The organism is Streptomyces sp. NPDC025833 (assembly GCF_055558055.1).
In genome coordinates, this window is the sequence record NZ_JBVHNF010000010.1 from 248,206 (window position 1) to 261,560 (window position 13,355).

The following is a 13,355-nucleotide window of genomic DNA, read 5'->3' on the forward strand; positions in this document are numbered from 1 at the left end:
GGCACGCCTGAGCCGCTCGGACACGCCTGAGCTGCTCGGCCACACCTGACCCGGCACGGCGCCCCGGCCGGGTCCCCCTCCGCGCGCCCGGCGCCGGTCTTCCCGGGCCCCGCCGGTCCCCGCCTCGCTCGCGGTCGGTCCCCGCGGTCCGTCAGGGCGCGACCGTCACGCCCAGGCCGATCATCGTCAGACCGCCCGCCCCACCCGCCGCGGACAGCCGCCGCGGACAGCGGGCGAACCGGTCCCGGGCGGCCGAGGCGGTCGGACCCCGGACGGGGTCGCAGGCCACCGCGATGGCGTTGCAGACGAGCCCGAGCAACAGCGGCTGCGCCGGGGCGTGGCCCTGCTCCCGGTCCACTAACTGCGGCGGCACGGCGGCGAAGAAGACATCAGTCCCGGGGTTGGCCACGCCGACGGCGAACCCCTCCCGGAGGCTGCGGACCGCCGTGCGCCGGGCCGGACTCCGCGAACGCCCGCCGCAGCGCCCCGCGCCGCCGCCACGCCCTGACGCCCAGGTACACGAGGTAGCAGGCGCCCGCGAGTTCCAGCGCGGTGAAGACCGGGACGGAGCGCTCGACGACCGTTCCGACGCCGGGCGCCACGGCCACGACGAGCAGGTACGCGCCGAGCGTGTTGCCGAGGACCGTGGCCGGCGCGGCGGCCGTGGGCCGGGGCCCGGCCGGTCACGAACAGCGCACTGGGCCCGGGCACCACGGTCGGCGGCAGGGACAGCGCGGCGAAGGCCGCCGGCCGGTCGGGGGACACCATGGCCCCGTGCGAGCACGGCAACGGCCCCGCCCGGCACCGGATCTCCCGCGCCCCGCCCCGCCCGGAGCCCGGTCCCGGCGTCCCGGGGTCTCCCCCGGGCGGCGGCCCGCCCGGCGGCCGGGCCGATACCGGCAACTCCGCTGACACCGGCCGCCGTCGGCCCTACGATGCGGGGATGACGAGCCGTGGCCGCGTCCCAGGTCTGCTGGTCCGCCCCGTGGTGATGGTCGCGGTGGCCGTGGCCCTCCTGCGCGCCTCGCTGCTGGAGGAGGTCAGGCCCAATCCCTCGATGCACCCGCGGGTGCCTCCTCCCGCCGGTCTGCTGGAGAGGGAGAAGGAGTACCTGGACTGGCTGGACACCTACGTCCAGTGGGTGGTCCGGGCGGCCAGGTCGCACCAGCGGCGCTTCACGGCGCTCACCGTGACGGCGGGCCTCTCCGCGCTCGCCGTCACCTTCGCCGTGACCGTCCGGGCACCGGCCTGGATACCGGCCTTCCTGAGCCTGCTCACCGCCGCCTGCCAGTTCGTGGCGGCCAGTGGGCGGAACCAGAAGGAGTACCTCCTGCTGCACAAACAGTCCGTGCGGCTGCAACGGCTGCGCCGCGACTTCCGTTACGACACCGAATCGCCGCAGGACGGCCCGAGCATGCGCAGGCGCTTCACGGAGTTCCGCCGGGCCGTGGAGACGGTCAAGGAGGAGAGCGGGTCCGAGGTCTTCCAGATCAGGGGCGAGCAACCCCCGCAGCCACCGCAGCCGGCGGGGACCGCCTGACGACGCGGCCGCAGGGTCGCAAGGCCGCGCCGGTGCGGGCGGTGGACGCCGGGTTCCCGGGCCGGGCTCAGGCCACCGACCCGATCGGTCCCCGGGTCCGCGAGGTGGCGTCGTGGTGGATCGGGGTGTGCGCGCCGGTCAGCGACACCCCGCTGCCCCCGCGGCGGGCCGCGACGATCTCCGCCGCGATGGACAGCGCCGTCTCCTCGGGCGTGCGGGCGCCGAGGTCCAGGCCGATCGGGGAGCGCAGCCGGGCCAGTTCGAGGTCGGTGACGCCGACCTCGCGCAGCCGCTTGTCGCGGTCGAGGTGGGTGCGGCGGGAACCCATCGCGCCGACGTAGGCGACCGGCAGCCGCAGGGCCAGCCTGAGCAGGGGCACGTCGAACTTGGCGTCGTGGGTGAGGACGCACAGGACGGTGCGGCCGTCGACGGCGGTGCGCTCCAGGTACCGGTGCGGCCACTCCACGACGATCTCGTCCGCGTCGGGGAAGCGGGTCCGCGTCGCGAACACCGGGCGGGCGTCGCACACGGTGACGTGGTAGCCGAGGAACTTGCCCATCCGGACCAGTGCCGACGCGAAGTCGATCGCGCCGAAGACCATCATCCGGGGTGCCGGGACGGAGGACTCGACGAGGACCGTGAGCGGGGCGCCGCAGCGCGAGCCCTGCTCGCCGATCTCCACGGTGCCGGTGCGGCCCGCGTCCAGGAGGGCGCACGCCTCGGCGGCGACCGTGCGGTCCAGCCCCGGATGGGCGCCGAAACCGCCGTCGTACGACCCGTCGGGGCGGACGAGGAGGGCCCGGCCCCGCAGTTCCGCCGGGCCCTCGGCGATCCGCGCGACCGCCGCCGCCTCCCCACGAGCGGCGGCGGCCAGCGCGGCCGCGAACACCGGCCGGGCGGGACCGTCCGCCCGGACCGGTGTGACGAGGATGTCGATGACGCCGCCGCAGGTGAGCCCGACGGCGAAGGCATCCTCGTCGCTGTACCCGAAGCGTTCCAGGACGGTCTCCCCGTCCTCGAGCGACTGCCGGCACAGCTCGTACACGGCCCCCTCCACGCACCCGCCGGAGACCGATCCGATGGCCGTGCCGTCGGCGTCCACCGCGAGGGCGGCGCCCGGTTGGCGCGGGGCACTGCCGCCGACGGCCACCACGGTGGCGACGGCGAAGTCACGGCCCTGCTCGACCCACCGGTCGAGCTCCTCGGCGATGTCCAGCATCTGTCGGTCTCCTTAGCGGGGTGCGGGGGCGGGGCGGGGCGTCTAGTGGACGCCGAGCCAGCCCTCGATCGGATGAAGGGCGAAGTAGACGAGGAACACGACGGTCAGTCCCCACATGAAGGCACCGATCTCGCGGGCCTTGCCCTGGGCCGCCTTGATGACGACGTAGGAGATGACGCCCGCGGCGACACCGGTGGTGATGGTGTACGTGAACGGCATCAGGACGACGGTCAGGAACACCGGGATGGCGGTGGCGCGGTCGGCCCAGTCCACGTGCCGGGCGTTCATCAGCATCATGGCGCCGATGACGACCAGGGCGGCGGAGGCGACCTCCTGCGGGACGATCGCGGTGACCGGCGTGAAGAACAGACAGGCCGCGAAGAACAGGCCGGTGACGACGGAGGCGAGTCCGGTGCGGGCGCCCTCGCCGACGCCGGTGGCCGACTCGATGAACACGGTCTGGCCGGAGCCGCCCGCGACACCGCCGATCGCGCCGCCCGCGCCGTCGATGAACAGCGCTTTGGACAGGCCGGGCATCCGGCCCTTGTCGTCGGCCAGGTTGGCCTCGGTGCCGACACCGATGATGGTGGCCATGGCGTCGAAGAAGCCGGCGAGGACGAGGGTGAAGACGATCATGCCGACCGTCATCGCGCCGACCTTGCCCCAGCCGCCGAACTCCACGTGGCCGAAGAGCGAGAAGTCGGGCATCGAGACCGCGCTGCCGTGCAGTTCGGGGGCGCCGTTCGCCCATGACTTCGAGCCGATGACGCCGAGGCCGTTGAGGACCGCGGCGACGACGGTGCCGGTGACGATGCCGATCAGGATGGCGCCCGGGGTGTTGCGGGCCTGGAGCGCGAAGATCAGCAGCAGGGTGCCCGCGAAGAGCAGGACGGGCCAGCCGGCGAGTTCACCGGCGGGGCCGAGGGCGAGCGGGGTGGCCTTGCCCTGGTGCACGAAGCCCGACTTGTAGAAGCCGATCAGGGCGATGAACAGGCCGATGCCCATGGTGATGCCGTGCTTGAGCGCGAGCGGGATCGCGTTCATGATCATCTCGCGGAGGCCGGTGACGACCAGCAGCATGATGACGGCGCCGTACATGACGCACATGCCCATGGCCTGCGGCCAGGTCATCTCGGGGGCGACCTGTGAGGACAGGACGCCGGAGACGGAGAGGCCGGCGGCGAGGGCGAGCGGCACCTTGCCGACGAAGCCCATGAGCAGCGTGGTGAAGGCCGCCGCGAACGCGGTCGCGGTGATCAGCGCCTTCTGCCCCATGACGTCCCCCGCCGCGTCCTTGCCGGACAGGATCAGGGGGTTGAGCAGGAGGATGTAGGCCATCGCCATGAAGGTGGTGATGCCGCCGCGGACCTCGCGGGAGACCGTGGATCCTCTTCTTGATATGTGGAAGTACCGGTCGAGCCAGGACCGTCCTGCGGGAACGCGGCTGCCTTCGCCGGCATCCTCGGACGCGGTCCTGGGCTCCACTGACTGCTGGGTCATGGTGCCATCTCCCAAGGTTCACAGGGGCACCCGCCAACCGTCTTCACGGTTGCGGGATTTGGGGAATGGACGACCCGGGGGACGGCCCGAGACGAACGAGATTCCTGGTACTTCAAGGACCGCGAGCGGAGCGGAACTCAAAGGGTCCCCCGGGCGGCGCGGCGGAGGTTGTGACGTTCCCTGCGCCGCCCGGGGAGCTGCTGGTGCTACGCGGTCCCCGTCAGGTGCTCGGGCCGTACCGGAGAGCGGTTGAGCTCCAGCCCGGTCGCGTTCCGGATCGCCGCGAGGACGGCCGGCGTGGACGACAGGGTCGGGGCCTCGCCGATGCCGCGCAGCCCGTAGGGGGCGTGGTCGTCGGCGAGTTCGAGCACGTCGACCGGGATGGTCGGCGTGTCGAGGATGGTGGGGATCAGGTAGTCCGTGAAGGACGGGTTCCTGACCTTGGCGGTCTTGGGGTCGACGATGATCTCCTCCATCACCGCCACGCCCAGGCCCTGGGCCGTGCCGCCCTGGATCTGGCCGACGACGGAGAGCGGGTTGAGCGCCTTGCCGACGTCCTGGGCGCAGGCCAGTTCGACGACCTTGACCAGGCCGAGTTCGGTGTCGACCTCGACGACCGCGCGGTGGGCGGCGAAGGAGTACTGGACGTGCCCGTTGCCCTGACCGGTGTGCAGGTCGAAGGCTTTGGTCGGCCGGTGCCGCCACTCCTCCTCGACCTCCACGGTCTCGCCCTCCAGGACGTCGGCCAGGTCGCCGAGGACCTCGCCGCCGTCGGTGACGACCTTGCCGCCCTCCAGCAGGAGTTCGGCGGTGGCCCAGGCCGGGTGGTAGGAGCCGAACTTGCGGCGCCCGATCTCCAGGACCTTCTCCCGGACCACCTCGCAGGCGTTCTTCACGGCGCCGCCGGTGACGTACGTCTGCCGGGAGGCCGAGGTCGAACCCGCCGAGCCGACCTGGGTGTCGGCCGGATGGATGGTCACCTGGGTGACGCCCAGCTCGGTGCGGGCGATCTGCGCGTGGACGGTGACACCGCCCTGGCCGACCTCCGCCATCGCGGTGTGCACGGTCGCGACCGGCTCGCCGCCCACGACCTCCATGCGCACCTTGGCGGTGGAGTAGTCGTCGAAGCCCTCGGAGAAGCCGACGTTCTTGATGCCGACCGCGTAGCCGACGCCCCGTACGACGCCCTCGCCGTGCGTGGTGTTGGACAGGCCGCCGGGCAGCTGCCGTACGTCGGAGCCCTCGCTGGACTCCCACTGGCGCTCGGGCGGCAGCGGCATCGCCGTGATGCGGCGCAGGAGTTCGGCGACCGGGGCCGGGGAGTCGACGGGCTGCCCCGTCGGCATGATGGTCCCCTGCTCCATCGCGTTCAGCTGCCGGAACCGCACCGGGTCCATGCCGAGCTTCTTCGCCAGCTTGTCCATCTGCGCCTCGTAGGCGAAGCACGCCTGGACCGCGCCGAAGCCGCGCATGGCGCCGCAGGGCGGGTTGTTGGTGTAGAGCGCGACGGCCTCGATGTCGACGTCGTCGATGACGTACGGGCCGACGGAGAGGGAGGAGGCGTTGCCGACGACCGCCGGGGAGGCGGAGGCGTAGGCCCCGCCGTCCAGGACGATCCTGCACTTCATGTGCGTGAGCTTGCCGTCCTTGGTGGCGCCGTGCTCGTAGTGGAGCTTCGCCGGGTGGCGGTGGACGTGCCCGAAGAAGGACTCGAACCGGTTGTAGACGATCTTCACCGGCTTGCCGGTGCGCAGCGCCAGCAGGCAGGCGTGGATCTGCATCGACAGGTCCTCACGGCCGCCGAACGCGCCGCCGACGCCGGCCAGCGTCATCCGCACCTTCTCCTCGGGCAGGCCGAGGACGGGCGCGATCTGGCGCAGGTCGGAGTGGAGCCACTGGGTGGCGACGTACAGGTGGACGCCGCCGTCCTCCTCGGGCACGGCGAGGCCGGACTCGGGGCCGAGGAAGGCCTGGTCCTGCATGCCGAAGGTGTACTCGCCCTCGACGATCACGTCGGCCCGCCGGCGGGCCTCGGCCACGTCGCCGCGGATGATCGGCTGACGGTGGACGATGTTCGGGTGCGGGACGTGCCCGGCGTGGTGGTCGTCGCGGCCCTCGTGGATGAGGATCGCGTCCGGGGCGGTCGCGGAGGCCTCGTCGGTGATGACCGGCAGTTCCCGGTAGTCCACCTTGATCTTGGCGGCGGCGCGGCGGGCCGTCTCCGGGTGGTCGGCGGCGACGATCGCGACCGGCTCGCCGTGGTGGCGCACCTTGCCGTGGGCGAGCACCGGGGTGTCCTGGATCTCCAGGCCGTAGTTCTTCACCGCGGTGGGCAGGTCGTCGTAGGTCAGGACGGCGTACACGCCGGCCATGGCCAGGGCCTCGGAGGTGTCGATCGACACGATCTCCGCGTGCGCGACGGTGGAGCGCAGGATCTGGCCCCACAGCATGTCCTCGTGCCACATGTCCGACGAGTACGCGAACTCGCCGGTGACCTTGAGGGTGCCGTCCGGGCGGAGCGTGGACTCGCCGATACCGCCCTTGGTCTGCGAGCCCTGTGTGATCTTCGTAGGAGCGCCGTTGGTCGGCATGTCTGTCAGACCCCCTCGGACTGGCGGGCCGCGGCCAGGCGGACCGCGTCCATGATCTTCTCGTAACCGGTGCAGCGGCACAGGTTGCCCGACAGCGCCTCGCGGATGTCCGCGTCGCTCGGGTTGGGGTTGTTCTCCAGCATCTCGTCGGCGGCGACGAGCAGGCCCGGGGTGCAGAAACCGCACTGGACGGCGCCGGCGTCGATGAACGCCTGCTGGATCGGGGAGAGTTCGCCGCCCTCGCCGGTCTGCGAGTCGGTCCCCTTGGCCTGCCACTGCCGGGCGTCCTGGAGGGAGGTGCCGCAGGCGCCGCTCGCGCAGTCCTGCTCGGCGCGCTGCCGGGCGAAGTCGGCGAGGCCCTCGACGGTCACCACGTCACGGCCCTCGACCTGACCGGCGGCGACGAGGCAGGAGCAGACGGGCACGCCGTCCAGGCGCACCGTGCAGGAACCGCACTCGCCCTGCTCGCAGGCGTTCTTCGAGCCCGGCAGGCCGAGGCGCTCGCGCAGCACGTACAGCAGGGACTCGCCCTCCCAGACGTCGTCGGCTTCCTGCGGACGTCCGTTGACGGTGAAGTTGACGCGCATTACGCAGCTCCCTCGGTGGTGCGGCGGGTGCCGCGGTACGACTCCCAGGTCCAGGTCAGCGTCCGGCGGGCCATGACGCCGACGGCGTGCCGGCGGTAGCTCGCGGTGCCCCGGACGTCGTCGATCGGGTTGCAGGCGCCCGAGCACAGGTCGGCGAACTGCTTGGCGACCGACGGGGTGATGATCTTCCCGTTGTCCCAGAAGCCGCCCTCCTCCAGGGCCGCGTTCAGGAACTCCTCGGCGGCCTTGGCCCGCACCGGGGTGGGGGCGGCCGAGCCGATGCCGGTGCGCACGGTCCGGGTCTCGGGGTGCAGGGCGAGACCGAAGGCGCACACGGCGATGACCATGGCGTTGCGGGTGCCGACCTTCGAGTACTGCTGCGGGCCGTCGGCCTTCCTGACGTGCACCGCGCGGATCAGCTCGTCGGGCTGGAGCGCGTTGCGCTTGACGCCCTTGTAGAACTCGTCGATCGGGATGAGCCGGGTGCCCCGGGCCGACGACGCCACCTCGACCTCGGCGCCCGCGGCGAGGAGGGCGGGGTGGGCGTCGCCGGCGGGCGAGGCCGTGCCGAGGTTGCCGCCGACGCCGCCGCGGTTGCGGATCTGCGGGGAGGCGACCGTGTGCGAGGCGAGCGCGAGGCCCGGCAGCTCGGCACGGAGGTGTTCCATGATCTGGGTGTACGGGACGGAGGCACCCAGCCGTACGGTGTCCTCGCCGACCTCCCACTCGCGGAGGTCGCCGATGCGGTTGAGGTCGAGGAGGTACTCGGGCCGGCGGTGGTCGAAGTTGATCTCGACCATCACATCGGTGCCACCCGCAATCGGCACAGCGGTGGGGTGCTCGGCCTTCGCGGCGAGCGCCTCCTCCCAGCTGGCGGGGCGAAGGAAGTCCATGACCGGCTCTCTTCTTCGTCTCGTGGGTCGTTCAGATTGAGCCAATCCGTGTGCGGCGGGCCCGGCTCGTTCATGTCCTGTTAACGCGGAGTGGACTCAGTACACCGCTCCGTACTCCGGCGGGGTCAGTCACCGAAACCATGAAGGAGTTCGCTGGCCAGGCCGAGCATCTTGTAGATTCGTATGAACGGGGGTCATCGGCTGCCTCTCCGATTTCCCGGGGAAACGCGGGAAACAGCACGGAGACCGCGGAGCGCGGGCCCGGACGTCCGGTTCCGGGTGGGTTCCACCCCGTTTTCCAAGATCCATCGTAGGTTTCGAGACAAAGAACGGCGGCGACGAGATGCGGCTGCGCGCACTGCTGGACACCGACGCGCTGGGCCTGCGGCTGCTCGGCGGCGAGGACGAGCTGGACCGCGCGGTACGCGGGGTCATGACCACCGACCTGCGCGACCCGAGCCGCTACCTCTCCGGTGGCGAGCTGGTACTGACGGGCCTGGCCTGGCGCCGGGACGCCGACGACTCGGAGCCGTTCGTGCGGATCCTGGTGCAGGCCGGGGTGGCGGCGCTCGCCGCCGGCGAGGCCGAGCTGGGCGCCGTGCCGGACGACCTGGTGCGGGCCTGCACCCGGCACCGGCTGCCGCTGTTCGCGGTGCACGAGTCGGTGGCGTTCGCGACCATCACCGAGCACGTGGTGCGCCAGGTCTCCGGCGAGCGGGCCGGCGACCTGGCCGCGGTGGTCGACCGGCACCGGCGGATGATGACCTCCGGCCCGGCGGGCGGCGGCCCGGACGTGGTCCTGGACCTGCTCGGCTCCGACCTGGACCTGCGCGCCTGGGTGCTCTCCCCCACCGGCCGGCTGATCGCCGGTTCCAAGGTGGGCGGCCCGGCGCTGCCCACCGACGTCTGCGCCCGGCTGGCCGCCGAGCACCTGGCGGCCACCCGCACCGGCCGCCGCGGCCCGCACCGGATCCTGCTGGACGGCTCCACGTACTCGCTGTTCCCGGTCCGCTCCCCGGGCCGGTCCCCGCAGGCCGCCCGCGACGTGCGCCAGACCGTCCTGTCGGACTGGCTGCTGGCCGTGGAGGCGGACGCGGGCGACTGGCCCGGGGAGCGCCTGGACCTGCTCCAGGGCGTCACCCAGCTGATCGACGTCGAGCGGGACCGCCGGGACGCGGCCCGCACGGTCCGGCGCCGGCTCGCCCAGGAGGTGCTGGAGCTGGTGCAGACGGGCGCCGCGCCCGCCGAGATCGCCGCCCGCCTCCGGGTGGCGGCGCCGGTGCTGCTGCCCGGCCTCGGGGCGGCCCCGCACTGGCAGGTCGTGGTGGCCCGCGTGGAGTGGGCGGGCGAGCAGGTCGAGGGCGGCCCGGTCGCCCAGTCCCTGCTGGAGGAAGTGCTCGTCGACCCGCTGGCGACCGGTCCCGAGCCCGCGGACCGGATCGCCGTCGCGCACACCGGCGACGAGGCGATCGCCCTGGTCCCGCTGCCCGCGGTCGCCGCCGAGCACGACGGCTCGGAGACCGGCCTGCTCGCCGACTCGCTGCTCCGGTCGGTACGGGAGCCGCTGTCCGCCGGCCTCGCCGACGACGGCCGGCTCACCCTCGGCGTCAGCGCCGCCGTGCACTCGGCGGAGGGCCTGCGCGGGGCCCTGGAGGAGGCCCGGCACGCCCGCCGCGTCGCCGCCGCCCGCACCGGCCGGGTCTGCGCCGCCGGGCACCAGGAGCTGGCCTCGCACGTGCTGCTGCTGCCCTTCGTCCCCGACGACGTGCGGCGCGCCTTCACGGCCCGTCTGCTGGACCCGCTGAAGGACTACGACCGCCGGCACCGCGCCGAGCTGATCCCCACCCTGGAGGCGTTCCTCGACTGCGACGGCTCCTGGACCCGCTGCGCGACCCGGCTCCACCTGCACGTCAACACGCTGCGCTACCGGGTCGGCCGGATCGAGCAGTTGACGGGACGCGACCTGTCCCGCCTGGAGGACAAGCTGGACTTCTTCCTGGCCCTGCGCATGAGCTGAGGCCGGCGGGGGTGCGCGGCCGGGGCGTTCGGGTCACGGCCGCGCCCCACTACTTTGTGAATTTTTTCACCCATCCTCTTGGCCGGGCCCGCCGGGAGGTGCTGGAATGCCGCCACCACTCAACAGCTCGATGGCGTGCATGGGGAGGGCAACGTGGCGCATACCGCCATGTCTGGTAAGGGAACGACCGACGACGATCCACTCCAGACCGCGGTATGGCGGTTGCGCAGCCGGGCCTGCTGGGCCGACGCGGCGGCGCTGCTGCCGGCCGACCGCCCCGCCCCGGCGCTGCAGCGGGCCGTCCTGCTGGTCGAACGGTGCCTGTACACCGAGCGGGGCTGGGAGGACGCGGAGGACGCGCTGCGGACCGCGGAGGCGGTGGCGCACACCGACGAGGAGCGCGGCGCCGCCGCCTGCGAGCGGGGCCAGCTGGCGTACACGGCCACGCTGCACGGCGTCCGGGACCGCGCCGACGAGGCGCGGTCCGCGCTCGGCCGGGCGGCGGCCCTGATCCCCCCGGGGGCCGCGGGCCGGGCCCTGCTGGACTTCCGCCGCGGTCTGATCGCCGAGAACCTGGCCCGGTCCCCGCAAGCGGCCCGCGCCGCCTACCTCCGCGCCCACGCGGGCGCCACCGCGCACGCCGACCCCCTGCTGCTCTCGTTCACCTGGCGCCACCTCGCCGGTCTCTCGCTGCGCGACGGCGAGCTGGCCGACGCGCGGCACGGCTTCGCCGAGTCCCTGCGGATCCGGGAGGAACTGGGCTACCTGGTGGGCACCGCCCCGGCACTGGCGTCCCTGGCCGACACCGAGGACGAGCCCGAGGCGTCCCGGCTCCGCGAGGAGGCGCGGCGCCTGTTCCGGCTGCTGGGCGGCGTACCGACCTGGCTGGCCCGCCAGTTGGCGCCGCCCGCGCCGGGGGCGGCCACGGCGTGAGGACGCGGGCGGGCGGGCGGGCCGGGCACCCGGGACGGGCTTCGGATGACCGGCACCCAGGACTGCCGTCCAGATCCGCCATCCGGGTCCGCCGTCCAGATCCGCCATCCGGGTCTGCCGTCCAGGTCGGCCATCTAGGACAGGATCCGACCTCATTCGTCCCTAGCGTGGTCTTCACCGAGGCAACAGGACCACCGGAAGGCGGATATCCCATGACCGTGAACGAGCTGACCGACCGCGCCCCCGCCGGAACCCCGGCCGCCACCGGCGAGCGCGCCGACCTGCTGGACGTGCTGGCCAAGCACCGGCACTTCCTGCGCTTCACCACCCGCGACCTCGACGACGAGCAGGCCGGGCGGCGGACCACCGTCAGCGAGCTGTGCCTGGGCGGCCTGATCAAGCACGTCACCGCGGTCGAGCGGAGCTGGGCGGGCTTCATCCTGAACGGCCCGTCGGCGATGGGGGACTTCACTGCCATGACCGAGGCCGACTGGGCCCGGCGGGCGGACGAGTTCCGGCTGCTGCCCGGCGAGACGCTGGCGGGTGTGCTGGCCGACTACGCCGAGGCGGCCCGCCGGACCGACGAACTGGTCGCCGCGCAGCCCGACCTGGACGCCTCGTGGCCGCTGCCGAAGGCCCCGTGGTTCGAACCGGGCGAGCGGTGGTCGGTCCGCCGGGTCCTGATGCACATCATCGCCGAGACCGCCCAGCACGCCGGCCACGCCGACATCGTCCGGGAGGCCCTGGACGGCGCCAAGAGCATGGGCTGACCGCGGGTGCTCCGGGGTTCCACCCGTCCGGCGGGCCCGCCGGGCGGAACCCCGGAGCGCCGTCCCGGCCCCCGGTGCGCGCACGCGCCGCGGGCCGGGACCGATTGTCAGTGCCCCGTGCGACGGTGGGCCCATCGAGTCGGAACGAGGGGGACCCGCCATGTCCGGTAGCCAGAACTACATCAACCACGTCGCTCTCGTGCTGGATGCCAGCTCGTCGATGTCGCACCTGAGCAAGAAGGTCGTCGACGTCGCCGACCAGCAGATCGCCTACCTCGCGCGCCGGTCCCGGGAGTTGGACCAGGAGACCCGCGTCACGGTGTACGTCTTCGCGAGCCAGGTGGAGTGCGTCATCTACGACAAGGACGTACTGCGGATGCCGTCGCTGAGCCAGCTCTACCGGGCCGGGGGCATGACGGCGCTGCTGGCGGCCACGCTGAAGTCGCAGCGGGAACTGGCGCAGACGGCCCAGCTGTACGGCGACCACAGCTTCCTGACGTTCGTGCTCACCGACGGGCAGGAGAACGCCAGCCCCCACTGCCCGGACGCCCCCTCCCGCGACCCGCGCGCCCTGGTCCGGGCCGTGTCCGAGATGATCGAGACCCAGGACGAGAACTGGACGCTGGCCGTCCTCGTGCCGGACCAGATGGGCAAGCGCGAGGCCATGCAGTGCGGCTTCCCCAAGGACAACATCGCCGTCTGGGACGCCACGAGCACGCAGGGACTGCAGGAGGCCGGACAGGTCATCCAGGAGGCCACCGAGAAGTTCATGGTGGGCCGCACCAAGGGCATCCGGGGGTCGCGGGCCGTGTTCTCCACGGGCGCGGAGGCGGTCAACAAGGACACCATCGAGGCGGCCGGCCTCACTCCGGCGGACCCGTCGGGGTACGCGCTGATCCCGGTGGCGCGCGACGCCGCGATCCGGGAGTGGGTCGTCGAGTCCGGGCACACCTACCGGACCGGTGGCGCGTTCTACCAGCTGAGCAAGTCGGAGAAGATACAGGCCCGCAAGCAGATCGCGGTGCTGGAGAAGGCGACGGACCGGGTCTACACGGGGCCCGAGGCCCGGGCCCTGCTCGGCCTGCCGGACGCGGAGACCCGCGTGAAGCCCGACCACAACGACGACTTCACGATCTTCGTGCAGAGCACCAGCGTGAACCGGAAGCTCGTGCCGAACACCCGGCTGCTGCTGATGCTCTGAGGTGCCGTCAGGTTCGGACCGGCCGGGGTGCCGTCGTGCGCCCGGCCGGTCCGTCACCGCCGCCGCCTCCGTCGTAGGGTGCCTGGACGCCCCCGCCCCGCTTC

General features: G+C 73.0%; 10 protein-coding genes and 1 pseudogene. 5 read left to right on the forward strand and 6 right to left on the reverse strand.

The window, feature by feature from the left end:
• Positions 1 to 151: 151 nt before the first annotated feature.
• Positions 152 to 768 (reverse strand): annotated as a pseudogene (locus tag ACZ4K2_RS19820) (LysE family translocator).
• Between the two features lie 175 nt (positions 769 to 943).
• Here ACZ4K2_RS19820 and ACZ4K2_RS19825 point away from each other — a divergent pair.
• A complete protein-coding gene (locus ACZ4K2_RS19825; RefSeq protein WP_467474807.1) occupies positions 944 to 1,540 on the forward strand; it encodes a hypothetical protein in 597 nt (198 codons plus the stop codon).
• Positions 1,541 to 1,607: 67 nt separating this feature from the next.
• Here ACZ4K2_RS19825 and ACZ4K2_RS19830 read toward each other — a convergent pair whose 3' ends face one another.
• The 5 genes from ACZ4K2_RS19830 to ACZ4K2_RS19850 all read right to left on the reverse strand — a co-directional run bounded on the left by ACZ4K2_RS19830 (position 1,608) and on the right by ACZ4K2_RS19850 (position 8,330).
• Entirely contained in the window at positions 1,608 to 2,759 is a 1,152-nt protein-coding gene (locus ACZ4K2_RS19830) for an XdhC family protein (protein WP_467474805.1), read from the reverse strand.
• Between the two features lie 42 nt (positions 2,760 to 2,801).
• Positions 2,802 to 4,259: an NCS2 family permease gene (locus ACZ4K2_RS19835; RefSeq protein ID WP_467474803.1), complete on the reverse strand. Its 1,458-nt coding sequence runs from the start codon at positions 4,257 to 4,259 to the stop codon at positions 2,802 to 2,804.
• A gap of 206 nt (positions 4,260 to 4,465) precedes the next feature.
• Positions 4,466 to 6,850, reverse strand: a complete 2,385-nt coding sequence (locus ACZ4K2_RS19840) for a xanthine dehydrogenase family protein molybdopterin-binding subunit (RefSeq protein ID WP_467474801.1) — start codon at positions 6,848 to 6,850, stop codon at positions 4,466 to 4,468.
• Positions 6,851 to 6,855: 5 nt separating this feature from the next.
• Positions 6,856 to 7,437 (reverse strand): (2Fe-2S)-binding protein, encoded by a 582-nt coding sequence (locus tag ACZ4K2_RS19845; protein WP_467474799.1) that lies wholly within the window; start codon positions 7,435 to 7,437, stop codon positions 6,856 to 6,858.
• Positions 7,437 to 8,330 (reverse strand): FAD binding domain-containing protein, encoded by an 894-nt coding sequence (locus tag ACZ4K2_RS19850; RefSeq protein WP_467474797.1) that lies wholly within the window; start codon positions 8,328 to 8,330, stop codon positions 7,437 to 7,439. Before ACZ4K2_RS19850 ends, ACZ4K2_RS19845 begins: the two co-directional genes overlap by 1 nt.
• 343 nt (positions 8,331 to 8,673) lie before the next feature.
• Between ACZ4K2_RS19850 and ACZ4K2_RS19855 the strand changes: the two genes are divergently transcribed.
• The 4 genes from ACZ4K2_RS19855 to ACZ4K2_RS19870 all read left to right on the forward strand — a co-directional run bounded on the left by ACZ4K2_RS19855 (position 8,674) and on the right by ACZ4K2_RS19870 (position 13,251).
• The gene (locus tag ACZ4K2_RS19855) at positions 8,674 to 10,347 is read left to right on the forward strand and encodes a PucR family transcriptional regulator (protein ID WP_467474795.1); all 1,674 of its coding nucleotides are present in this window, start codon (positions 8,674 to 8,676) and stop codon (positions 10,345 to 10,347) included.
• 168 nt (positions 10,348 to 10,515) lie between these two features.
• Complete coding sequence (locus tag ACZ4K2_RS19860) at positions 10,516 to 11,280, forward strand: hypothetical protein (protein ID WP_467474793.1); 765 nt, start codon at positions 10,516 to 10,518, stop codon at positions 11,278 to 11,280.
• Positions 11,281 to 11,492: 212 nt separating this feature from the next.
• Entirely contained in the window at positions 11,493 to 12,050 is a 558-nt protein-coding gene (locus ACZ4K2_RS19865) for a DinB family protein (RefSeq protein WP_467474792.1), read from the forward strand.
• A gap of 160 nt (positions 12,051 to 12,210) precedes the next feature.
• Positions 12,211 to 13,251, forward strand: a complete 1,041-nt coding sequence (locus ACZ4K2_RS19870; RefSeq protein WP_467474790.1) for a vWA domain-containing protein — start codon at positions 12,211 to 12,213, stop codon at positions 13,249 to 13,251.
• Positions 13,252 to 13,355: the final 104 nt, after the last annotated feature.

What these genes read in the sequence shown, in the direction of transcription:
- ACZ4K2_RS19845 (WP_467474799.1), bottom strand. Translation starts at nt 7,437, where the DNA reads ATGCGCGTCAACTTCACCGTCAACGGACGTCCGCAGGAAGCCGACGAC.
- ACZ4K2_RS19855 (WP_467474795.1), top strand. Translation starts at nt 8,674, where the DNA reads ATGCGGCTGCGCGCACTGCTGGACACCGACGCGCTGGGCCTGCGGCTG.
- ACZ4K2_RS19860 (WP_467474793.1), top strand. Translation starts at nt 10,516, where the DNA reads ATGTCTGGTAAGGGAACGACCGACGACGATCCACTCCAGACCGCGGTA.
- ACZ4K2_RS19850 (WP_467474797.1), bottom strand. Translation starts at nt 8,330, where the DNA reads ATGGACTTCCTTCGCCCCGCCAGCTGGGAGGAGGCGCTCGCCGCGAAG.
- ACZ4K2_RS19870 (WP_467474790.1), top strand. Translation starts at nt 12,211, where the DNA reads ATGTCCGGTAGCCAGAACTACATCAACCACGTCGCTCTCGTGCTGGAT.
- ACZ4K2_RS19840 (WP_467474801.1), bottom strand. Translation starts at nt 6,850, where the DNA reads ATGCCGACCAACGGCGCTCCTACGAAGATCACACAGGGCTCGCAGACC.
- ACZ4K2_RS19825 (WP_467474807.1), top strand. Translation starts at nt 944, where the DNA reads ATGACGAGCCGTGGCCGCGTCCCAGGTCTGCTGGTCCGCCCCGTGGTG.
- ACZ4K2_RS19835 (WP_467474803.1), bottom strand. Translation starts at nt 4,259, where the DNA reads ATGACCCAGCAGTCAGTGGAGCCCAGGACCGCGTCCGAGGATGCCGGC.
- ACZ4K2_RS19865 (WP_467474792.1), top strand. Translation starts at nt 11,493, where the DNA reads ATGACCGTGAACGAGCTGACCGACCGCGCCCCCGCCGGAACCCCGGCC.
- ACZ4K2_RS19830 (WP_467474805.1), bottom strand. Translation starts at nt 2,759, where the DNA reads ATGCTGGACATCGCCGAGGAGCTCGACCGGTGGGTCGAGCAGGGCCGT.